The 21861-nt window shown below is 56.7% G+C and carries 20 protein-coding genes; 18 read left to right on the top strand and 2 right to left on the bottom strand.

Annotated features, from left to right (window positions below):
* Position 1: 1 nt before the first annotated feature.
* The 3 genes from odhB (at position 2) to zapE (ending at position 3952) form a co-directional block, all read left to right on the top strand.
* The gene (gene odhB / locus RFER_RS11710) at positions 2–1264 is read left to right on the top strand and encodes a 2-oxoglutarate dehydrogenase complex dihydrolipoyllysine-residue succinyltransferase (RefSeq protein WP_011464606.1); all 1263 of its coding nucleotides are present in this window, start codon (positions 2–4) and stop codon (positions 1262–1264) included.
* Positions 1265–1346: 82 nt separating this feature from the next.
* The gene (gene lpdA, locus RFER_RS11705; protein WP_011464605.1) at positions 1347–2774 is read left to right on the top strand and encodes a dihydrolipoyl dehydrogenase; all 1428 of its coding nucleotides are present in this window, start codon (positions 1347–1349) and stop codon (positions 2772–2774) included.
* Positions 2775–2854: 80 nt separating this feature from the next.
* Positions 2855–3952, top strand: coding sequence for a cell division protein ZapE (gene zapE, locus RFER_RS11700; protein ID WP_011464604.1), 1098 nt, complete (start codon positions 2855–2857; stop codon positions 3950–3952).
* A gap of 49 nt (positions 3953–4001) precedes the next feature.
* Here zapE and RFER_RS11695 read toward each other — a convergent pair whose 3' ends face one another.
* Entirely contained in the window at positions 4002–4763 is a 762-nt protein-coding gene (locus tag RFER_RS11695; RefSeq protein ID WP_011464603.1) for a PP2C family protein-serine/threonine phosphatase, read from the bottom strand.
* Between the two features lie 203 nt (positions 4764–4966).
* Between RFER_RS11695 and RFER_RS11690 the strand changes: the two genes are divergently transcribed.
* Complete coding sequence (locus RFER_RS11690) at positions 4967–6979, top strand: ATP-dependent DNA helicase (protein ID WP_011464602.1); 2013 nt, start codon at positions 4967–4969, stop codon at positions 6977–6979.
* On the opposite strand, the gene RFER_RS11685 is transcribed toward RFER_RS11690, so the two are convergent.
* On the bottom strand, positions 6942–7748 hold the full coding sequence (locus RFER_RS11685) for an outer membrane protein assembly factor BamD (RefSeq protein WP_011464601.1): 807 nt from the start codon (positions 7746–7748) through the stop codon (positions 6942–6944). The genes RFER_RS11690 and RFER_RS11685 overlap by 38 nt on opposite strands.
* 20 nt (positions 7749–7768) lie before the next feature.
* On the opposite strand from RFER_RS11685, the gene RFER_RS11680 reads away from it, so the two are divergent.
* The 14 genes from RFER_RS11680 to hflX all read left to right on the top strand — a co-directional run bounded on the left by RFER_RS11680 (position 7769) and on the right by hflX (position 21851).
* Positions 7769–8773, top strand: coding sequence for an RluA family pseudouridine synthase (locus tag RFER_RS11680; protein ID WP_011464600.1), 1005 nt, complete (start codon positions 7769–7771; stop codon positions 8771–8773).
* Positions 8774–8902: 129 nt separating this feature from the next.
* Positions 8903–9595 (top strand): SMC-Scp complex subunit ScpB, encoded by a 693-nt coding sequence (gene scpB / locus RFER_RS11675; protein WP_011464599.1) that lies wholly within the window; start codon positions 8903–8905, stop codon positions 9593–9595.
* Complete coding sequence (locus RFER_RS11670) at positions 9592–10992, top strand: pseudouridine synthase (protein WP_011464598.1); 1401 nt, start codon at positions 9592–9594, stop codon at positions 10990–10992. Before scpB ends, RFER_RS11670 begins: the two co-directional genes overlap by 4 nt.
* A 58-nt stretch (positions 10993–11050) precedes the next feature.
* Positions 11051–11476 (top strand): nucleoside-diphosphate kinase, encoded by a 426-nt coding sequence (ndk, locus tag RFER_RS11665; protein WP_011464597.1) that lies wholly within the window; start codon positions 11051–11053, stop codon positions 11474–11476.
* A gap of 81 nt (positions 11477–11557) precedes the next feature.
* Positions 11558–12706, top strand: coding sequence for a 23S rRNA (adenine(2503)-C(2))-methyltransferase RlmN (rlmN, locus tag RFER_RS11660; protein ID WP_011464596.1), 1149 nt, complete (start codon positions 11558–11560; stop codon positions 12704–12706).
* A 3-nt stretch (positions 12707–12709) separates the two neighbouring features.
* Positions 12710–13546, top strand: coding sequence for a type IV pilus biogenesis/stability protein PilW (pilW, locus tag RFER_RS11655; protein ID WP_011464595.1), 837 nt, complete (start codon positions 12710–12712; stop codon positions 13544–13546).
* Complete coding sequence (locus RFER_RS11650) at positions 13539–14477, top strand: helix-turn-helix domain-containing protein (protein ID WP_011464594.1); 939 nt, start codon at positions 13539–13541, stop codon at positions 14475–14477. Before pilW ends, RFER_RS11650 begins: the two co-directional genes overlap by 8 nt.
* Complete coding sequence (gene ispG / locus RFER_RS11645) at positions 14477–15751, top strand: flavodoxin-dependent (E)-4-hydroxy-3-methylbut-2-enyl-diphosphate synthase (protein ID WP_011464593.1); 1275 nt, start codon at positions 14477–14479, stop codon at positions 15749–15751. The genes RFER_RS11650 and ispG overlap by 1 nt, the downstream gene beginning before the upstream one ends.
* A 35-nt stretch (positions 15752–15786) precedes the next feature.
* On the top strand, positions 15787–17073 hold the full coding sequence (hisS, locus tag RFER_RS11640; protein ID WP_041792064.1) for a histidine--tRNA ligase: 1287 nt from the start codon (positions 15787–15789) through the stop codon (positions 17071–17073).
* 14 nt (positions 17074–17087) lie between these two features.
* Complete coding sequence (locus tag RFER_RS11635; RefSeq protein ID WP_011464591.1) at positions 17088–17810, top strand: YfgM family protein; 723 nt, start codon at positions 17088–17090, stop codon at positions 17808–17810.
* Positions 17807–18946, top strand: a complete 1140-nt coding sequence (gene bamB, locus RFER_RS11630) for an outer membrane protein assembly factor BamB (RefSeq protein WP_011464590.1) — start codon at positions 17807–17809, stop codon at positions 18944–18946. Before RFER_RS11635 ends, bamB begins: the two co-directional genes overlap by 4 nt.
* A 17-nt stretch (positions 18947–18963) precedes the next feature.
* Positions 18964–20307 carry a ribosome biogenesis GTPase Der gene (gene der, locus RFER_RS11625; RefSeq protein WP_011464589.1) on the top strand — a complete coding sequence of 448 codons (1344 nt, stop codon included), beginning with the start codon at positions 18964–18966 and terminating at the stop codon, positions 20305–20307.
* Positions 20308–20476: 169 nt separating this feature from the next.
* Positions 20477–20725, top strand: a complete 249-nt coding sequence (gene hfq / locus RFER_RS11620) for an RNA chaperone Hfq (protein ID WP_011464588.1) — start codon at positions 20477–20479, stop codon at positions 20723–20725.
* A complete protein-coding gene (hflX, locus tag RFER_RS11615) occupies positions 20703–21851 on the top strand; it encodes a GTPase HflX (RefSeq protein ID WP_011464587.1) in 1149 nt (382 codons plus the stop codon). Before hfq ends, hflX begins: the two co-directional genes overlap by 23 nt.
* Positions 21852–21861 lie beyond the last annotated feature (10 nt).

Below are 21861 nucleotides of genomic sequence, written 5' to 3'. Positions count from 1 at the left end.
CATGGCTATCGTAGAAGTGAAAGTCCCGCAACTGTCGGAATCCGTGGCTGAGGCCACCATGTTGCAGTGGAAGAAGAAGGTCGGTGACGCTGTCGCCGTGGATGAAATCCTGATCGACATCGAAACCGACAAAGTGGTGCTGGAAGTTCCCGCCCCGTCGGCTGGTGTGATTGTTGAGATTCTGGTCGCTGACGGTGGCACCGTGGCGGCCGAGCAGGTGATTGCCCGCATCGACACCGAAGCCAAGGCTGGTGCGGCGGTTGCGCCTGCGGCGGCTCAAGCTGCCGTGGCCGCGCCAGTCGCCACGGCGTCGGCAGCAGTGGTGGGCGGCGGTGCGATGGCCGGTGTGCCGATGCCAGCGGCGGCCAAGCTGATGGCGGATAACCAGCTGGCCGCAGGCTCCGTGGCAGGCACAGGTAAAGATGGCCGCGTCACCAAGGGTGATGTGTTGAGCGCTGTTGCGGCTGCTTCTGCGCCTAAAGCAGCAGCCGTTGCCGCAATGCCAGCAAGGGCTGTAGCGACTTTACTGCCTCAGGTCGCAGCACCGGCTGTCAATCTGGGCGAACGCCCGGAGCAGCGCGTGCCCATGAGTCGCCTGCGCGCCCGTGTCGCCGAGCGGCTATTGCAATCGCAATCCACCAATGCCATTTTGACCACGTTCAACGAGATCAACATGGCGCCGGTGATGGACATGCGCAAGCGCATGCAGGAGCGGTTTGAGAAAGAGCATGGCGTGAAGCTGGGCTTCATGAGTTTCTTCGTCAAGGCGGCGGTGCATGCCCTCAAGAAGTTCCCGATGCTCAATGCGTCGGTGGATGGCACCGACATCGTCTATCACGGCTTTTTTGATATTGGTATCGCTGTGGGCTCACCGCGCGGTTTGGTAGTGCCGATTTTGCGCAATGCCGACCAGATGAGCTTTGCCGACATTGAGAAGAAGATCGCCGAATACGGTGCCAAAGCCCGTGACGGCAAGCTGGGCATGGAAGAAATGACCGGTGGCACGTTCTCGATCAGCAATGGTGGCACCTTTGGCTCCATGCTGTCCACTCCCATCATCAATCCGCCGCAGTCGGCCATTTTGGGGGTTCACGCGACCAAAGACCGCGCCGTGGTGGAAAACGGTCAAGTGGTGGTGCGCCCCATGAACTACTTCGCCATGAGCTACGACCACCGCATCATCGACGGCCGCGAAGCCGTGCTGGGCCTGGTGGCGATGAAGGAAGCGCTGGAAGACCCGGCGCGCCTGTTGTTCGACATCTAAGCCATCTGGTTCGACCCACCCGCAGCGGCGCACTTCATGTGCCCGAATCCGGTGGGTTTTCAATTCAAAGAACGGAATTTTTATGAGCAAGCAATTTGACGTGATCGTGATTGGTGCTGGCCCCGGCGGCTATATCGCTGCCATTCGTGCCGCCCAACTCGGCAAAAACGTGGCCTGTGTGGATGAGTGGAAAAACAGCAAGGGCGGCCCGGCGCTGGGCGGCACCTGCACCAACACGGGCTGTATTCCGTCCAAGGCCCTGCTGCAGTCGTCGGAGCATTTCGACCATGCCAGCCATCACTTTGCCGAGCACGGCATCGAGGTCAAAGGCGTGAGCATGGATGCGGCCAAGATGGTGGCACGCAAGGATGCCGTGGTGAAGCAAAACAACGATGGCATCCTGTACCTGTTCAAAAAGAACAAGGTCAGCTTCTTCCATGGCCGCGCCTCGTTTGTGAAAGCAGTGGAGGGCGGCTACGAAATCAAGGTGGCAGGCGCTGCCGAAGAAACGCTGCTGGGCCAGCAAGTCATTGTGGCCACGGGTTCTAGCGCCCGCGCGCTGCCGGGTGCGCCGTTCGACGAGAGCCAGGTCCTGTCCAACGAAGGCGCTTTGGCCATGACGGCCGTGCCGAAGAAGCTGGGTTTGATTGGCTCGGGTGTGATCGGCCTGGAGATGGGCTCGGTCTGGCGTCGTTTGGGTTCTGAAGTGACCATTCTGGAAGGTCTGCCGGCTTTCCTGGGCGTGGTCGACGCGCAGATTGCCAAGGAAGCGCACAAAGCCTTTGTCAAGCAGGGTCTCAAGATCGAGCTGGGCGTGACGGTTGGCGACGTCAAGGTCGGCAAAAAAGGTGTCAGCGTCGCCTGGACCAACGCCAAGGGTGAGGCTCAAAAACTGGACGTGGACAAGTTGATTGTGTCAATTGGCCGGGTGCCAAATACCGTCGGCTTGAACGCCGAAGCCGTCGGCCTGCAACTCGACGAGCGCGGCGCGATTGTGGTGGACGGTGACTGCAAAACCAACCTGCCCGGCGTGTGGGCAGTCGGTGACGTGGTGCGTGGCCCGATGCTGGCGCACAAGGCGGAAGAAGAAGGCGTTGCGGTGGCCGAGCGCATCGCGGGCCAGCATGGGCATGTCAACTTCAACACCATTCCGTGGGTGATTTACACCAGCCCGGAGATTGCCTGGGTGGGACGCACCGAGCAGCAACTCAAGGCCGACGGCGTGGCCTACAGAGCGGGTACCTTCCCGTTCTTGGCCAATGGCCGTGCCCGCGCTCTGGGGGACACCACCGGCATGGTCAAAATGCTGGCCGATGCCACCACGGATGAAATTTTGGGCGTACACATTGTCGGCCCCATGGCCAGCGAGTTGATTGCCGAATGTGTGGTGGCGATGGAATTCCGCGCCAGCAGCGAGGACATTGCACGCATTTGCCACGCCCACCCGACTTTGAGCGAGTCCACCAAGGAAGCGGCGCTGGCGGTGGACAAACGCACACTGAATTTCTAAATTTATAGGAAATAGGCCTCTAGCCCCCGTTCTATATGCGCATATAGCTATTAATAGTATAGCAATTTTGAGTTGAGTTCGTGACTGTCAGACAAGCCTATAAAGCCGAGATTGCCGCCCGTGGCTACACCGCTGACCCAGCGCAGTGGCGCGCCGTGGAGGCATTGGGGCGCTGTGCCCGTGAGTGGACTGCTTTTCGGGAGCAGCGCTCCAATTCCCTCAAGAAGCTGATCAACCGCCCCGCCATTCCGCGCGGCGTTTACCTGTACGGCGGGGTCGGGCGGGGCAAGAGTTTTCTGATGGACTGCTTTTTTGGCGCGGTGCCGCTCAAGCGCAAGACGCGGCTGCATTTTCACGAGTTCATGCGGGAAGTGCATCGTGAGCTCGCCGAGCTGACCGGCACGGCCAATCCTCTGGATGTGCTGGCCCGGCGCATGGCGAAAAAATACCGGCTGATTTGCTTTGATGAGTTTCACATTGCCGACATCACGGATGCCATGATCCTGCACCGGCTGCTGGCGGCCTTGTTCAGCAACGGTGTCGGATTTGTGACGACCTCAAATTTCAAGCCGGACGATCTGTACCCCAATGGTCTGCACCGCGGCCGCATTCTGCCCGCGATTGCCTTGCTCAAACAGCAACTTGAAGTCGTCAATGTGGACAACGGCGTTGATTACCGTCGCCTGATGCTGGAGCAACTCGATTGCTACCATGTGCCCCTGGGTGCGCCAGCGGATGCGGCCATGCGTGATGCCTTTGAGCGCTTGGCGGAAACGCAGGACGAACAACCCGTGCTGCAAATTGAGGCCCGGCAAATTCACGCGCGGCGCAAGGCGGGAGGACTGGTCTGGTTTGACTTCAAGACTTTGTGCGGTGGGCCTCGCTCACAGAACGACTATTTGGAGATTGCCAGCCGGTTTCACACCGTTTTATTGAGTGACGTTCCCCAGATGCCGCCTCGCATGGCGTCGGAGGCGCGGCGTTTTACCTGGCTGGTGGATGTGCTGTATGACCGACGGGTCAAGCTGATCATGTCAGCGGCGGTACCGCCGCAAGAGTTGTATTTGGAGGGGCCGCTGCTGCATGAATTTCCGCGCACGGTGTCGCGCTTGAACGAAATGCAATCGGCTGAGTTTTTGGCGCTGGAGCGTCGTCTGGTCGACACCTGTTTGACGTAAAAAATAGCTTTCGGCTTTGACCTGGCTCTTGCTCAATGACCGCTGAAAGTCAGGTTCCCAACGGTTCGAGCTTGACCACCACCAATGACAGGTTGTCGCCGCTGCCATGGCCACGGGAGCGCGCTTTTTCGATCAAAAACTCGGTGGCTTCCCTGGCGGACAGGGTGGCGAGAACCGATCCGATTTCATCACTCGTGAAGTAGTGCCAGATGCCATCACTGCAAGCCATCAGGATGTCCCCCGCGTGCAGTTGGGGAATGAAATGCGTGCTGACCGGTGGATCGTTTTCGGTTCCCAGACAACCCAGAAGAATATTGGATTGCGGATGTGCGTTGGCCTGCTCTTCGGTGAGTTCACCCCGATCGACCAGCGCCTGAACGTAGGAATGATCCAGGGTGCGCTTGATCAGCTTGTTGCCACGGTAGTGATAAATTCTTGAATCGCCGGCGTGCGCCCAGTAGCAGTCACCGCCGGGATTGATCAAAAAAGCCGCCACCGTGCTGTGGGGTTCTTCTTCCGATGAAACAGCGGTCAGTCTGATGACCGTATGGGCCTCCTGTACTAGTTGTGTCAACGCGACCACGGCATCGTCGGTTTCGGGCGCGTAGCGCTCAAACAGTTGCCGGGCCGTCATCATGACCTGATCGGAGGCCTTGCGTCCGCCGCTGCGTCCGCCCATGCCGTCTGCAAGTACGGCCAGCACACAGCCACTGACCCGCGCGTGGCGCAGCAATACAACCTGGTCTTGCTGATAATCGCGGTCACCCTTGTGGATGCCGGTTGATGCGGTGAGACGGTAGCCTTTAGGCATGGTGAATTATCAAAGTGAGAGCTCCCCTGGATATTCTTATTAGGCCGCTATTATCAGGCCAAGCCATGAACCCTATGAACACAACACGTGCCAATTTCTCCGACGGACTGTTTGATTTTGGCAAGCGCCCAGGCCTCAACCGGCTTCAGGGGCTCGCATTCGCAAGCCGGACGGCTTTGTGACTTAAGTGGCTTGTCTGATCCATGAATTTGCAAAATCTGACGCGTGAGACCTTTGCCCCCGGCGGCTTGTTGTCGCGCATGGTCGAAGAGTTCACACCCAGAGTGGGCCAAACCGACATGGCCGTGGCGGTTGCGCGAACGATCGAGGACGGCGGGGTGCTGGTGGTCGAGGCGGGCACTGGCATTGGCAAGACGTTCTCGTACCTGGTTCCTGCCCTATTGAGTGGCACGCGGGTGCTGCTGTCGACCGCCACCAAGACATTGCAGGATCAATTGTTTGGTCGCGATCTTCCGCGTTTGATGAAAGCCTTGAGTTTGCCAGTCCGTACCGCCTTGCTGAAAGGCCGGGGCAGCTATTTGTGTTTGCATCGCCTGGCCGTGGCCCGGCAGGACGCCGATCCTTCTGATCGTGTGCTAGGGCGGACTCTGGCCAAAATCGAAGCTTGGGCGCAGCTTACCCGCAGTGGTGACTTGGCTGAGTTGCCGGGTCTGGATGAACGCTCTCCCGCGATTGCGGTGGTGACGTCAACAAGGGACAACTGTCTGGGCTCGCAATGCCCCGAGTTTCGGGACTGTCATGTCAATCAGGCTCGGCGCGAAGCTCTGGCCGCCGATGTGGTTGTCATCAACCACCATTTATTTTTTGCTGATTTGGCGATTCGCGAGTCGGGTATGGCGGAGTTGCTGCCGTCTGTGCAAACGGTTATTTTTGATGAAGCGCATCAACTCAATGAAACTGGCGTGCAGTTTCTGGGTCAGCAATTGACCACCGGGCAGCTATTGGATTTTGTTCGCGATCTGCTGTTTCATGGCCTGCAGCATGCGCGAGGGTTGCAGGACTGGCAGACCCTGGCATTCGATGCCGAGCACGCCGCGCGCGATCTGCGACTGGTCGTGGGCCAGGCCAGCCCAGGTGCCAAACTGCGCTGGGTCGGGGCGGCACCGGATCAAGTGGATGAGTCGGCCTGGCATGATGCTCTTGGCGCTCTGCAGGCGGCGTGTGCCCGGGTGATGCTGGCCCTCGATACCGTCAGCGCCGTCGCGCCGGATCTCATGCGTTTGCGTGAAAGAGCGAGCGTTTTTATCGAGAGGCTTGCTTTTTTCTCAGACGACTGTGCGTCTGAATCGGTGCGCTGGCTCGATGTTGGCGTGCAACTCAGGCTGGTCGAGTCACCCTTGGATATTGCGAACGCGGTTCAGACGCGACTGATCAAGTCAACTGCAGCGGATGCTTCACAACGCGCCTGGATATTTACCTCCGCAACCTTGGGTGCAGACGCCCAGTTGCGCTGGTTTACCGAGCCCTGCGGTTTAGCCGATGCTGAAATTCTGAAAATTGACAGCCCATTCAACTATGCCGAGCAGGCGGCCCTGTATGTGCCGCGGCATTTGCCCAGGCCTAGCGATCCGGGGCACAGTGCGCAAGTGGCCGAATTTGTGGCTCGGGCGGCGTGTGTGATCGGTGGGCGCACGCTGGTCCTGACAACAACCCTGCGTGCACTGCAAGCCGTGAGCGAGTCATTGCAGCGCCATTTTGCCGAATCAAGATCTCTGGAAATACTGGTGCAGGGACAACAGCCGAAACGCGAATTGATGCAGCGCTTTCGCCAGGGTGACCAGGGCGACAGGCAAGGTTGCATTCTGGTGGCGTCAGCGTCTTTTTGGGAAGGTGTGGATGTGCCCGGCGACGCGTTACAGATGGTGGTCATTGACAAGCTTCCTTTTGCACCGCCCACCGATCCACTGGTGGAGGCGCGCTCCAGACGGCTGGTGGCCGCTGGTCGCAGCGTGTTTAAAGACTATGCTTTGCCCGAGGCGGCTATCGCCCTCAAGCAAGGTGCGGGTCGCCTGATTCGACGCGAGTCTGATCGTGGTATTTTGGTGGTGTGTGATACCCGCCTGGCTCTCATGGGCTACGGAAAGAAGCTGCTGTCAGCCCTGCCGTCGATGAGGCAAATCAGTTCAGAAGAAGAGCTGACCGAGGTGCTCCAGGCGCTTACCAGACCTTCCACCAGGGATCAGTGTTCGTTTTAAAGCCACGGGTCAGGTACTCAGTCTGGGGGTAGTTCTTTTCAAGCACCCGTTTGGCGTCGTCCCGGAGTTGGGTCAGACCCAGTGCGTCATAAGACTTGACAATGATAAACAAGGCTTCTTCAACGGCCGGCACGCCTTGGTAATCGGTCACGGCGACTTGCGCCCGATTGATGGCAGCCACATAGGCGCCTCGACCATAGTAATAGCGCGCCACATGCACCTCGTACTGAGCCAGTGAGTTGACAATATAGGTCATGCGCTGGCGCGCATCTGGCGTGTAACGCGACTCCGGGAAGCGAGTCACCAACTCTTTAAAAGACTCAAACGATTCCTTTGATGCCTTCTGGTCCCGTTCAGCCAGATCCTGGCGGGTAACGGCAGAAAACAGGCCCAGATCATCATTGAAGTTGATGATGCCCTTGAGATACAGGGCGTAATCAAGTGCCGGACTGGCTGGATGCAGTTTCATGAAGCGATCCAGGGTGGCAAGGGCTTGTGCCGATTCGCCAGACTTGTACTGCGCATACGCTTTGTCCAGTTGTGCCTGTTGCGCCAACGGCGTTCCGGCGGCACGTCCTTCAAGCTTCTCGAACAGCACAACGGCTTTGTCATAACCGCCTGAACTCAACTCATCTTTGGCTTCGGCGTAAATTTTGTTGGGACTCCAGTCAGCCGTTTGATCCGGTGGTGTGGACGAACACCCAGGCAGCAGCAATACCGCACCCGCCAGTGACCAAGCGCAGACCACCGATAATTTAGCTCGAAGCATGAGGAACAACTTTCTTGAAAATGACCGAATTGATTATATCGGGCGGGCCTGATAGCGAAGAACCCGAAGACCGCGGCGACACCGGGCCAGACGTCGAATTGCGTCAGCTGGTTTTTGGTTCGGTCCAACATGGACAGCGTCTTGACCGGGCGCTGGTTGAGTTGGTGCCGGAATTTTCGCGCAGCTACTTGCAGCAGTTGATTGATTTGGGGGGCGTCACCATCAATGGGATCGTGATTCACAAGCCGTCAACGCGAGTCAAGGCTGCAGATGTCGGAACGATTGAATTGCGACCAACACCCCAAAGTCAGGCCTTCAAGCCGGAAACAATGGCTCTGAATGTGGTGTTTGAGGATGAGCACTTGATGGTGATCAACAAGCCGGCGGGTCTGGTGGTTCACCCCGCCCCCGGCAACTGGAGCGGAACACTGCTCAACGGCTTGCTGGCCCGCGACGCGAAGGCCATGAACTTGCCGCGCGCCGGGATTGTGCATCGGCTGGACAAAGATACCAGCGGTTTGATGGTGGTGGCCCGGACACGCCCGGTGATGGATGCCTTGATACGATCCATTGCGGCGCGCGAGGTCAGCCGCCAGTACGTGGCATTGGCCCATGGGCCCTGGACGGGTAATCGTCGGGTTGAAATCAACGCGCCGATCGGCCGGGATCCTCGCAACCGCTTGCGTATGGCGGTGGTGGATTTGGCCAGAAATCCCGGTAAACTGGCCAGAACAGATGTTGAACTTCTTCAGAATTGCGACCAGGGATGTTGGGTTCTGTGCACCTTGCACACAGGTCGAACCCATCAGATTCGCGTTCACATGGCAATGATCGGCCACCCGCTGGTCGCCGATGTGCTTTATGGGGGGCGTGCCGAGGCGGGTATGCAACGGCAGGCCTTGCATGCTTGCCGTCTGGCTTTTACCCACCCGGTGACATTGGAGTCGATGGTGTTTCAAGCCAGCTTGCCCGTGGACTTGAATCTTGCGCTGGCAAACTGGGGCCTCAGTTACAATCAAACATAATGGTGAGAGAAACCAACGCCCAGGCCAGCAGCCAGGGAATGCGCGGCAGATTTGTCAATCTGCCTGCTGCGCCCCATGAATCCTACTAATTTTGCGCCTTGAGGGTGCTATTGCCGGAGTCACAAGACCATGAATACGGTGGCTGCCAAGCGCATCCTGGAAACCGCCCTGATTTGCACGTCGCAACCTTTGCCCTTACGCGATATGCGGGTGCTGTTTGACGATCGGTTGGGTTTGGACACGCTCAAAGTGTTGTTGCGGGAACTCCAGCAGGACTGGGCTCAGCGCGGGGTTGAATTGGTCAACGTGGCGAGCGGATGGCGTTTCCAGAGTCGGCCTGAAATGCGGGAGTTTCTCGACCGCTTGCACCCTGAAAAGCCGCCGCGTTACACCCGCGCGACGCTGGAAACACTGGCCATCATTGCCTATCGGCAACCGGTCACGCGCGGCGACATAGAAGACGTACGGGGTGTCACGGTTAATTCCTTGCTTATCAAGCAACTTGAAGACAGGGGCTGGATTGAGGTTATTGGTCACCGGGAGACCGTTGGACGGCCAGCACTTTTTGCGACGACCAAACACTTTCTCGATGATTTGGGGCTTGAGTCCCTTGACCAGTTGCCCCTATTTGATACCCCGGAGCAGCGCACCGATGTGATGGATGGGCTCCAGTCGAGCGAATCCAGCGCGCAGGCTGAACTGGATATGCCGCCTGCGCTCGAAGAGAGTGCGACTAATGAGGGGGTTGCGCTGCAAGCCATCGCGACAGGTGACTTGAGTACCGATGGTGAACTATTTTTCTTGAACAGGACAGAACCATGACTGCAGACAGCTCCGACACGCCAACAGAAGCAAAAGTGGACGCTCAGCAACAAGCTGATACGCCGATAGTGGAAACAAATGTCACGCCAACGGCCGAGACGTGCATTGACGACAAATCAAAGTCGGAACGAGCAACGCAGACCCCCGTGGCAGGGCAACAGAAGTCAGTGCCGGTGGCTTCGGAGAATCGTTTTGAGGATGTGGTGTCTGGGCAATTTGACGCAGATGAGGAGTGTGCAGACACGATTGCTCTCAAGCGGGTACTGGCGCCCTTGGCCGAAACGCCCAAGTTGCATAAAGTCCTGGCTCAGGCTGGGATGGGGTCGCGGCTGGAAATGGAACAGTTGATCATGGAAGGCCGCATTACCGTCAACAATGAACCAGCGCATATTGGGCAGCGTATTCAGTTTGGTGATCACGTTAAGGTTAATGGCAAGCCAATCAGGTTTCGAATTGATGCGCCGCCTGCACGGGTGATTGCGTATCACAAACCGGTCGGAGAAGTAGTCACCCATGACGATCCGCAGAATCGCCCGACCGTTTTTCGCCGACTGCCCAAGTTGTTTCAGGGTAAGTGGCAATCGGTGGGGCGACTTGATCTCAACACCGAAGGCTTGCTGCTGTTCACCAGTTCGGGGGAATTGGCCAATAACCTGATGCATCCCCGGTTTGGTCTGGAGCGGGAATACGCGGTCCGCGTGCTGGGGGCGTTGAACAAGGATGAGAAGCAACGTTTGCTTGATGGTGTCAAGCTGGATGATGGAGTTGCCCAATTCGGATCGATTGAGGCGGGTGGGGGTGAAGGTGCCAACTGTTGGTACCGGGTCACGATCGCTGAGGGGCGTAACCGTGAGGTTCGCCGCATGTTTGAGGCGGTCGGTCACGCGGTGAGTCGATTGATCCGAATCCGTTATGGCGCCATGATGCTGCCGCGCGGTCTCAAGCGTGGTGCCTGGATGGAACTCGATGAGAGCGATATCAAGTCACTGATGCAGGCCGCGGGGCCGCGAAGTTCCAGTGCACAGGGGAATGAGGCTGGCGAGGGCGGCGTAGATGTTTCGCGCCGTGAAGGCGCCGAGCAGGGGCCTGGGTCACGAAACCGGCGCCGGGGCGCCCGCGGCAATGGTGTGCGCAACACAGGAAACGGTCAACGCAATGCGACAGTGGGTGGTGCGCCAAAGAGTGGCGCAGGTTTTTCGCAAGGCTCGGGGCAGTCGCGGAAGAAGCAGGGGCAGACCGGGGACCGTCAAGCTGGTGCAAGTCAACCAGATCCAATGAAGACGGCCTTTGGTTACATTGGAGCGGACAGTTTTACCCGGCAACGGCAGGATCTGGGGCAACGTGGCGGCGGCAATGGTTCGGGCGGCGGACAACGTCGCGGTGGACGGAGCCGCTAGGCTAAAATAATAAACTTTGCCCGGTGGGCACAATCTCATTTCAATTCAGGAATAAATCATGACAGTCGAACGTACTCTTTCTATCATCAAGCCCGACGCCGTGGCCAAAAATGTAATTGGTCAAATTTACGCCCGCTTTGAAGCGGCTGGCCTGAAAGTGGTCGCTGCCAAGATGGCTCATTTGTCGGCTCGTGAGGCGCAGGCGTTTTACGCTGTGCATAAAGATCGTCCATTCTTCAAGGACCTGGTTGACTTCATGATCTCCGGCCCGGTCATGATTCAGGCGCTTGAAGGTGAGAATGCCGTGCTGAAGAACCGTGATCTGATGGGTGCGACCGATCCCAAGAAAGCTGCGCCTGGCACTATTCGCGCCGACTTTGCTGACAGCATAGATGCCAATGCAGTGCATGGCTCAGACGCTGCTGAAACCGCCGCCGTGGAAATCGCGTTCTTCTTTCCTGGCATGAATGTATACAGCCGGTAAAATGGCCCCCACGCTCCGTTGCGTATCGCTCACCGAGGGGGGCACAGCGCGCCTGGGGCGGCCCGGCGCCGCGCAGATCCGATGACGGCCAATCTGCTTGATTTCGATCTTGATGGTTTGGCTGTTTTTTGCGAACGGCTGGGTGAGAAGCGCTATCGCGCCGTTCAATTGTTTCGCTGGATTCATCAAAAAGGTGCCTCCAACTTTGATGACATGAGCGATCTCGCCAAGTCCTTGCGCGAGAAGCTGAAAGTCTCCGCGCAGGTCAAGGCGCCCGATCTGATTTCGCAGCACATATCTTCGGACGGCACGATCAAATGGTTGTTTGACGTCGGTGGCGGCGATGCGGTTGAGGCCGTTTTTATTCCTGAGGAAGATCGCGGAACCCTGTGTATTTCATCGCAGGCCGGTTGTGCCATGGGCTGCCGTTTTTGTTCTACCGGGCATCAAGGCTTTAGCCGCAATCTTAAAACCGGTGAAATCATTGCTCAACTTTGGTTTGCCGAGCATTTTTTGCGCAAGCACCTGCAGCGTGATGAAAGGGTTATCTCTAATGTTGTGATGATGGGGATGGGCGAACCCCTACAGAATTACGCCGAATTGGTGCCGGCACTGCGCGCCATGCTGGATGATCATGGCTATGGTTTGTCCCGTCGGCGGGTGACGGTTTCCACCTCGGGTGTGGTCCCCATGATGGACCGTTTGGCGCGGGACTGCCCGGTTGCGCTGGCCGTGTCGTTGCATGCGCCCAATGATCTGTTGCGCGACGACTTGGTGCCCCTCAATAAAAAATACTCGCTGGCCGAGTTGTTGAACGCCTGCAATCGCTATCTCGCCTACGCGCCGCGTGACTTTATTACGTTTGAATATTGCATGCTGGAGGATGTGAACGATCAGCCGGAGCATGCGCAGCAGTTGGTCAGATTGGTTCAACATTATTCAAGCGGTGGCGTTTGGTGCAAGTTCAATTTGATTCCCTTTAACCCTTTCCCTGCCTCTGGGTTGACGCGATCGACGCCAGAACGCATTCAGGCTTTTGCCAAAATTTTGAGTGATGCAGGTATCGTGACCACCATCCGCAAGACGCGCGGCGATGACATCGACGCTGCATGCGGTCAACTGGCCGGTGAGGTGAAAGACCGTACCCGGGTCGGCGAGCGGATCGCGCGACAGCGTACCTTCATGCTGAAGCCCGTGTCTGAAATCAATACTCAGGTCAAGGAGAACTGAAGCATGTCAATGAATAATTCAGGATGGATTCAAATTGGCGAGCGCTTGTTCTGCGCTTGGTTGCTTGCCACTGGCTTGGTCAGTATTTTAGGCTGCGCTTCAAAAGTGGCGGGTGTTGACCCAACAGGCAATGGGGTCGAGATAATGACTGCTTCGGATGAGCCGGATGCCCGCAGGCGCGCTCGTATTCGGCTGGAACTCGCGGTCGGCTATTTTGAACAGGGCCAAACAACAATCGCACTCGATGAACTCAAGCAATCCATCGCCGCGGATCCGACTTTCGGTGAAGCCTACAACTTGCGCGGTCTGATTTACATGCGGCTCAATGATTTCCGGTTTTCAGAGGAGAGTTTCAGGAAGGCGCTGAGCATCAATCCACAGAATTCAAATATTGTGCATAACCTCGGTTGGTTGTTGTGTCAGCAGGCGAGATACCCTGAATCGATGCTCATGTTCTCGCAGGCGCTTTCAAACCCGCAATATGGGGGGCGCGCCAAGACCTTGATGGCGCAAGGCTTATGTCAGATCGGGGCCGGGCAGGCCGCCGACGCCGAGATTAGCCTATTGAAGTCCTATGAGTTTGATGCAGGCAACCCGGTCACGGCTTATAACCTGGCCAAATTGCTGTTTCAGCGCGATGATTTTGTTCGTGCTCAATTCTATGTGCGACGTCTCAACAACAGTGAGTTGGCTAATGCGGAGTCACTGTGGCTCGGGGTCAAGGTGGAGCGACGTATGAACAATCGAGACGCCATGTTGCAGCTTGCCACTCAGCTACAGAAGCGTTTTCCGCAGTCTCGTGAAGCGGCCTCCTATCAACGGAGTGCCTTTGATGAATGAGCGTTTTTTGCCTGTCTCTGAAGATGTGATCCCTGCCCCTGATCCAATGGTGCACATGTCGGGCGGCGCGATGCTGCGAATGGCGCGCGAAGCACAAGGTTTGCACATCGACGCTTTGGCCGTTGGCCTCAAGGTTCCTGTCTCCAAACTGGAAGCCCTTGAAGCTGATCGGTTTGACTTGTTGCCGGATACCGTTTTTGTTCGCGCTTTGGCTGCCAGCATTTGTCGTACGCTGAAGATTGATGCGGCGCCGGTCCTGGAGCAACTGCCACGTACAGCGGCGCCGCTTCTCAAGACTGATGAGTCCGGAATCAATACACCATTCCGTCCGTCTGGTGATGGTTTGGGCTTGTCGTCTTGGCATCAACTCTCCAGGCCTTTTGTTCTTGCCGTGCTTGCATTATTGTTGGGAATAGCGGTGCTTGTTTTTTTCCCTTTCGGACAGCAAACTGAGGTCGCCAGCGCACCGGAGAACGCTTCGACTGTCTCGGCACAGCCGCTGTCGGCACCGGCTTCTCCAGACACTGAAGATTCAGTGTCCGTTGAGGCGACTGCACCAAGCTCGGCGACGAATTTTGCGCTTTCAGGGTCAGAAGTTGCGGTGGCGCAAAATTCAAACACGGCTGCGGCTTCAGATGCGTTGCAGGGTGCTGCCAGTTCGCCGCCCGTCATCGTGCCCGGCTCTGGTGCAACAACAGGCATGCTCATCTTCAAGGCTCGGGGCTCCTCTTGGATCGAGGTGGTCGATTCCAATCGGGTCGTTCAAGTGCGCAAGACGCTGAGTGATCTTGAGGTGGTCGGTGTGTCCGGGGCCTTGCCACTGTCGGTGGTGGTTGGCCGGGCTGATGCCACGGAGGTCCAAGTCCGTGGCAAGCCTTTTGATTTGACGGGCATTGCAAAAAATAATGTGGCCCGGTTTGAGGTGAAGTAATGGAATCTTTATTACCAATCGCATCTGCAACAGCCAAGCCGCGGCAATCCCGTCAGGCTCGGGTGGTATGGAACGCGCGTGTGGTCACCGTCGGCGGTGATGCCCCTGTGCGTATTCAGTCCATGACCAATACCGACACAGTCGATGTCATCGGCACGGCTATTCAGGTCAAGGAATTGGCGCGTGCTGGTTCTGAAATGGTACGTCTGACGGTGAATACGCCAGAAGCGGCCCAGGCCGTTCCGCACATTCGCGAGCAACTTGATCGCATGGGAATTGATGTTCCCCTGATTGGCGATTTCCATTACAACGGTCATCGGCTGTTGATTGACTATCCGGCGTGCGCACAGGCCTTGTCTAAATACCGGATCAACCCCGGCAATGTTGGCAAGGGTGACAAGCGCGACAAACAGTTTGGACTGATGATTGAAGCGGCCATGCGATGGGATAAGCCGATACGTATCGGCGTGAACTGGGGCAGCCTGGATCAGGAGTTGTTGGCGAGTTTGATGGATGAGAACAGTCGTCGTTCCTTGCCCTGGGGTGCCAAGCCGGTGATGTATGAGGCATTGATTACTTCTGCGATTGAGTCGGCCCGTCATGCCGTCAGGATGGGCATGGATGAAAACCAGATCATCCTGTCGTGCAAGGTGAGTGGTGTTCAGGATCTGATTTCCGTTTACCGTGAACTGGCCAAGCGCTGTGACTACCCGCTTCATTTGGGTTTGACCGAAGCCGGCATGGGCACCAAAGGTGCAGTGGCATCCGCCACGGCGCTCTCCATTTTGTTGCAAGAAGGAATTGGCGACACCATTCGCGTCTCCTTGACGCCCCAGCCGGGCGAATCCAGGACGCAGGAGGTTGTGATTGCGGCAGAAATTTTGCAGGCGCTGGAGCTCAGGTCATTTGTTCCCAGTGTCACGGCCTGTCCCGGTTGTGGTCGCACGACCAGCACCACGTTTCAGGAACTCACCCAGCAGATTGAAGGTTATCTGCGGGCGCAGATGCCAGTCTGGCGTGAAAAATATCCGGGCGTGGAAAAGCTCAAGGTGGCGGTAATGGGTTGTATCGTCAATGGACCTGGCGAAAGCAAGCAAGCCGACATCGGTATCAGTCTGCCCGGTACGGGGGAAGCCCCTGCTGCGCCCGTCTTCATTGATGGTGAAAAGCGCTTGACCTTGCGCGGCGACGCCATTGCGCAAGAATTCCAGAAAATTGTTGAAAACTATGTTGAAAAACGTTTTGGTGTGCAAGCCGCAACCGAATCGTCCTGATTAAGCCCATGAGTGAACAATCTGTTGCCACCCGGCTGGAAAAATTGACTGCCATCAAGGGTATGAACGATGTGTTGCCGCCTGATTCTGCGGCCGTTGAATGGCTGGAAGCCAAAGTGCGAGCCTTGATGGCGTGTTATGCGTACCGGAACATTCGCACGCCCATTGTGGAGCGCACGCCGCTGTTTATTCGCGGCCTGGGTCAAGTCACTGATATTGTCGAAAAAGAAATGTATTCCTTCGAAGACAGCCTCAATGGGGACCTGTTGACGTTGCGACCTGAAGCAACTGCCGGTGTGGTGCGGGCAGTAGTGGAGCATTCCATGTTGTACGACGGCGGAAAACGTCTCTATTACATCGGCCCGATGTTTCGTCATGAGCGGCCCCAGCGTGGGCGCTATCGGCAGTTTGATCAGATTGGCGCCGAGGCCCTTGGATTCTCGGGCGCAGAGGTGGATGCAGAACTGATTTTGCTGGCCGTGGCGCTATGGAAGGATTTGGGGTTGACAGACGTTCGGCTTGAACTCAACAGTCTGGGCCAACCGCAGGAGCGCCTGGCGCACCGGCAAGCGTTGATTGATCACTTTGAGCGCTACGCTGATGTGCTGGATGAAGATGCCAAGCGGCGTCTTTACAGCAATCCGCTTCGGATTCTCGACACCAAAAACCCGGCGATGCAAACCGTGGTCGAGTCGGCACCCAGACCACTGGATTACTTGGGCGAGGCGTCACTCGCTCATTTCAACACGTTGAAGACCATTTTGGATGCCAACGGCGTTGCCTACATTGTCAATCCACGCCTGGTTCGCGGCATGGATTACTACAACCTCACGGTATTCGAATTCACGACCGATCGCCTGGGTTCCCAGGGAACGGTATGTGCCGGCGGTCGCTATGACTATTTGATCGAGCAACTGGGCGGCAAGCCGGCGCCGGCTGTCGGCTGGGCTCTAGGCGTTGATCGGGTGCTTGAACTTATCCGGGAACAAGGCTTGGACAGTGTCGTGCCACCGCTCGATGCCTATGCCATCGTGCCTGATGTTGAGGCCCTGCCTTTGGTACTGCAGACACTGCAAACGCTACGGACGGCGGGGGTTAGTGTTCAGATGCATACCAGCTCGGGTGACGGGATGGGCAGCATGAAATCCCAATTCAAACGCGCCGATGGCAGTGGCGCCCGGTTTGCCCTTGTTTTTGGTGCTGATGAAATAGCAAAGAATCTGGTCATCGTTAAATCACTGCGTGATGGCAGTGGCGCACAAGTCAGCCAATCGCTAACAGACGTGCTGGGCTGGTCGTCCACCCTACAATCGCAAACTTAATCAAAAAAAATCTCATGGCAAATCAATTAGATCTCGAAGAACAAGAACAACTTGACCAACTCAAACATTTTTGGAAGAGTTACGGTAATGCGATTACCTGGGCCCTGATTCTGGTGTTGGGTGCGTTTGCCAGCTGGAATTTCTACCAGTATTGGCAGCGCAATCAGGCCACGCAGGCAGCCGCCATGTATGACGAAGTGGAGCGTGTCGTGACTTCGGCAGACACTGCAAAAATTGACCGGGCTTTTGCAGACATGAAAGACCGTTTTGCATCAACGACTTACGCCCATCAGGCCGGGCTACTGGTAGCCAAATATTATTACAGTGTGGGTAATGCGCAAGCCGCCAAGTCGGCGTTGGGCTGGGTCGTAGACAAGAGTTCGGATCCTGGTTACCAGGCCATTGCGAAGCTGCGATTGGCAGGCCTGTTGATGGACTCCAAAGCTTTTGACGAGGCCTTGCAACAATTGAGTGGATCGTTCCCAGCCAGTTTTGAGGCGCTGGTGGCAGATCGCAAAGGTGACATCCTGTTGCTGCAAGGCAAGAAAAAAGACGCAATTGCAGAATACGAAAAAGCTTTTAAAAACTTTGATCAGCGTACCGAGTACCGGCGCTTGGTGGAAGTTAAGTTGAACTCGCTCGGGGTTGACCCGTTGGCGGGCAGTCATGTTGCTGCGTTGACAAATGCTGGCGCCGGAACCGCGGTGATTGCGCCGACATCGGAAGGGACAAAGTGAAGCTTGTCAATTTATTAACTGCAGCCACAAAGGTCGCTTTTGGCCTGGTCGTCGTGAGTTCCCTCATCAGTTGTTCAAGTACGCCAGACAAACCCAAACCAGTCGAGTTGGCGCCCAACGCGGGTCTGCTGGGTGTGCGTTTGGCGTGGACAGCGAAAGTGGGGGCCGTCGACTTCCCGCTGGATGTCAAAGTTAACGATAGCACGGTGGCGGTGGCCAGTTCAGATGGCATTGTGGCCATGTTGGACGCGCGCACGGGTGCGGAGCGATGGCGTGCCAGTGTTGGTGGCCAGATTGCAGCGGGCGTGGGAAGCGATGGCAGATTTGCCGCCGTGGTAACGCGTGGCAATGAGTTGATTACCTTGGATGGTGGACGCGAGATTTGGCGTCAAAAACTACCGGCCCAAGGCTTTACGGCCCCGCTGGTGGCGGGTGGGCGCGTTTTTGTGCTGGCCGCTGATCGGTCGGTCACTGCTTTTGATGGTCTTTCGGGGCGCAAACTCTGGACACAGCAGCGTCCCGGAGAGTCCTTGGTGCTGCGTCAGGCGGGCGTCTTGCTGGCCGTTGGCGATACGCTGGTGGCCGGCTTATCTGGACGACTCGTCGGCATCAACCCATCCAACGGTGCCATTCAGTGGGAGTCCCCCATTGCCTCGCCACGTGGCACCAACGATATCGAGCGGCTGGTGGATCTGGTTGGACGTGTCAGCCGTGAGGGTGATGTGGTGTGCGCCCGCGCCTTCCAGGCGACTGTTGGGTGTGTCAATGCAGCCCGTGGCACCTTGCTTTGGACCAAGCCTGCGTTTGGCTACACGGGTGTTCATGGTGATGACAAGTATGTTTATGGCGTCGAGAGTGACGGGAACATCATGGCTTGGCGACGTATCGACGGTGAGCGCGCCTGGGTGTCTGAGCGTCTGCGCTACCGCAGTCTGACCGCCCCGTTGGTTGTGGGGCGTTCAATCGCGGTGGGCGATGATGCGGGCCTCGTTCATTTGCTCTCGCGTGAAGACGGATCTGCCCTGACGCGCGTCGCAACCGATGGCTCGGCGGTGGTTGCCGCACCGGTGTTGGCTATGGGCACGCTGGTGGTCGTCACGCGCAGCGGTGGCGTTTTCGGATTTGTGCCTGAGTAACGGCAAGATTCCAGATCATGAAACCTGTTGTAGCCTTGGTCGGTCGCCCTAATGTGGGTAAATCGACGCTTTTCAATCGACTGACCAAGTCGCGGGACGCCATCGTGGCTGATTTCGCCGGACTGACCCGTGACCGTCATTACGGCAACGCAAAACAGGGCAAGCACGAGTTCATCGTCATCGACACGGGTGGTTTTGAGCCCGATGCTGCCGGTGGCATTTTCAAGGAAATGGCGAAACAGACGACGCAGGCAGTTGCCGAAGCCGATGTTGTGATCTTTGTGGTGGATGCGCGGGAAGGCATTTCGGCGCAGGACCACGAGATCGCCAAGTATCTTCGCCGCCTCGGTAAACCCTGTGTGCTGGCAGCGAACAAGGCCGAGGGCATGCTGGCAGGAGCCCAACTGGTTGAATTCTTTGAGTTGGGTCTTGGTGAGGTCCATGCGATCTCGGCCGCGCACGGCCAGGGTATTCGCACGCTGGTAGATTTGGCCCTGGCGCCACTTCATTTGGAAGATCAGGACGATGCTGATGAGCAACGCGAGCCTGGCATCATCAAACTGGCGGTGGCGGGTCGCCCCAATGTGGGCAAGTCGACCTTGATCAACACCTGGCTGGGTGAAGAGCGCCTGGTTGCGTTTGACTTGCCAGGGACAACGCGGGATGCGATTTCCGTGCCGTTTGAGCGCAACGGTCAAAAATTTGAACTGGTTGATACCGCCGGTCTGCGCCGCCGCGGCAAAGTGTTTGAGGCCATCGAGAAATTCTCGGTCGTCAAAACCCTGCAAGCAATTGAGTCATCCAACGTTGTGTTGTTGTTGATTGATGCCACCCAGGGGGTTACAGACCAGGATGCTCACATTGCTGGTTACATTCTTGAAAATGGACGGGCCGTGGTGATCGCAGTGAACAAATGGGATGCGGTGGATGAGTATCAGCGCGAGCTCGTTAAACGCTCGATCGAGACCCGTTTGCCGTTCTTGAAGTTTGCCACCATGCACTTGATATCCGCCACAAAAAGGCAAGGTTTGGGGCCACTGTGGGCATCCATCGCACAAGCTTACAAGGCGGCCAATTGCAAGATGTCGACACCGATATTGACGCGTCTGTTGCTGGAGGCGGTTCAGTTTCAGAGCCCCAAACGTTCGGGCATGTTTCGCCCGAAATTGCGCTATGCGCATCAAGGCGGCATGAATCCGCCCGTAATTATTATTCATGGCAATTCGCTCGAGCACGTAACCGACGCCTATAAACGCTTTCTGGAAGGTCGTTTTCGTAAGGAATTTGATTTGGTTGGTACACCCATGCGCATTGAGTTCAAATCATCGACCAATCCCTATGCCGACAAAGCCACTGCTTGAATGCTGGCCGGACTGACGCCAGTCTTGGCGGGGTAGGTGCTTTTTTTCACGTGACAAGTGACTGCGCGGGCGGGTCCGATTTATTGTGGGTTTAAGCTTTCCGGTCCAGAGATCACACTTTGCTGTGGTATCGTCAATGCTTCTTTAATTTTTGAACACGGAGAATATCGTGAGCAACAAAGGTCAGCTACTCCAAGACCCTTTTCTCAACGCCTTGCGTCGAGAACATGTACCGGTCTCCATTTATCTCGTCAACGGAATCAAGCTGCAAGGTCAGATTGAATCTTTTGACCAGTATGTCGTCTTGCTTCGCAACACGGTCACACAAATGGTTTACAAACACGCTATCTCCACCATTGTGCCGGGGCGTGCGGTGAATTTTTCAACCGGTGAGGGTGACGAACCTGCAGCCGCCTGATCGTCAGTCTGCCCCGACCCTCTTGGTGGGGGTTGATTTCGGATACCCCAATTTTGATGGTGAACTCGCAGAATTGGGCTTGCTGGCGCAGACGGCAGGATTAAACCCTGTAGCCCGGATCACTTGCAAACGCAAAGCACCCGATGCCGCTTTGTTTGTGGGTAGTGGCAAAGCCGATGAAATCAAATTGCTGGCCACTCAGTCTGGCGCGGTTGAGGTGCTTTTCGATCAAAGTTTAAGCCCGGCGCAGCAGCGCAATCTCGAACGTCATCTTGAACTGCCGGTCAATGACCGCACGCTTCTGATCCTTGAAATTTTCGGTCAGAGAGCGCGCAGCCATGAAGGCAAGCTGCAGGTCGAACTGGCTCGACTGCAGTATTTGAGCACACGCCTGGTGCGCCGGTGGTCTCACCTGGAGCGTCAGAGCGGCGGCATTGGCATGCGCGGTGGCCCCGGTGAAAGCCAAATCGAATTGGATCGCCGGATGATTGGCGACAACATCAAAAAGATCAAAGAGCGTCTGCTCAAGGTCAAGAAGCAACGGCAGACGCAGCGGCGTCAACGCGAGCGCCGTGATGCCTTCAATATTTCCCTGGTCGGCTATACCAACGCTGGTAAATCCACGCTGTTCAATGCTTTGGTCAAAGCTCGAACGTACACGGCAGATCAGCTGTTTGCAACCCTTGACACCACCACACGCCAGCTGTATCTGGGTGAGGCTGGACGTTCGATTTCGCTCTCAGACACCGTGGGGTTTATTCGGGACCTGCCGCATGGGCTGATTGATGCATTTCAGGCCACTCTGCAAGAGGCGGTTGATGCTGACTTGCTACTGCATGTGGTCGATGCTGCCAGTCCTCAATTTTTGGAACAGATTGCCGAGGTGCAGCGCGTACTGGGCGAAATTGGCGCAGCCGATATCCCACAGATATTAGTTTTCAATAAGCTTGACGTCATTGACCCGGCGCAGCATCCATTGCAACTGGAAGATGTTTTTGATTTGAACGGAGTTCCAACACCACGCGTATTTTTGAGTGCCAAAAATGGTGAGGGTGTTGCGGCGCTGCGCCAGCAGTTGGCGCGCAGGGTGAGCGGGGACGTCTTGCCCGATACAGGTGCTGCGTAATTCCCTGAAT

Origin of the sequence: Rhodoferax ferrireducens T118, assembly GCF_000013605.1 — a bacterium.
In the GTDB taxonomy this organism is placed as follows: Bacteria; Pseudomonadota; Gammaproteobacteria; order Burkholderiales; family Burkholderiaceae_C; genus Rhodoferax; species Rhodoferax ferrireducens.
This window is presented reverse-complemented; position numbering and strand designations above follow the sequence as displayed.

Coding starts and splice junctions, on each gene's coding strand:
- RFER_RS11690 (WP_011464602.1), top strand. CDS start 4,967: ATGAATTTGCAAAATCTGACGCGTGAGACCTTTGCCCCCGGCGGCTTG.
- rlmN (WP_011464596.1), top strand. CDS start 11,558: ATGACGGCCAATCTGCTTGATTTCGATCTTGATGGTTTGGCTGTTTTT.
- RFER_RS11650 (WP_011464594.1), top strand. CDS start 13,539: ATGAATGAGCGTTTTTTGCCTGTCTCTGAAGATGTGATCCCTGCCCCT.
- RFER_RS11635 (WP_011464591.1), top strand. CDS start 17,088: ATGGCAAATCAATTAGATCTCGAAGAACAAGAACAACTTGACCAACTC.
- der (WP_011464589.1), top strand. CDS start 18,964: ATGAAACCTGTTGTAGCCTTGGTCGGTCGCCCTAATGTGGGTAAATCG.
- scpB (WP_011464599.1), top strand. CDS start 8,903: ATGAATACGGTGGCTGCCAAGCGCATCCTGGAAACCGCCCTGATTTGC.
- ispG (WP_011464593.1), top strand. CDS start 14,477: ATGGAATCTTTATTACCAATCGCATCTGCAACAGCCAAGCCGCGGCAA.
- RFER_RS11680 (WP_011464600.1), top strand. CDS start 7,769: ATGACCGAATTGATTATATCGGGCGGGCCTGATAGCGAAGAACCCGAA.
- odhB (WP_011464606.1), top strand. CDS start 2: ATGGCTATCGTAGAAGTGAAAGTCCCGCAACTGTCGGAATCCGTGGCT.
- RFER_RS11685 (WP_011464601.1), bottom strand. CDS start 7,748: ATGCTTCGAGCTAAATTATCGGTGGTCTGCGCTTGGTCACTGGCGGGT.
- ndk (WP_011464597.1), top strand. CDS start 11,051: ATGACAGTCGAACGTACTCTTTCTATCATCAAGCCCGACGCCGTGGCC.
- lpdA (WP_011464605.1), top strand. CDS start 1,347: ATGAGCAAGCAATTTGACGTGATCGTGATTGGTGCTGGCCCCGGCGGC.
- RFER_RS11670 (WP_011464598.1), top strand. CDS start 9,592: ATGACTGCAGACAGCTCCGACACGCCAACAGAAGCAAAAGTGGACGCT.
- pilW (WP_011464595.1), top strand. CDS start 12,710: ATGTCAATGAATAATTCAGGATGGATTCAAATTGGCGAGCGCTTGTTC.
- RFER_RS11695 (WP_011464603.1), bottom strand. CDS start 4,763: ATGCCTAAAGGCTACCGTCTCACCGCATCAACCGGCATCCACAAGGGT.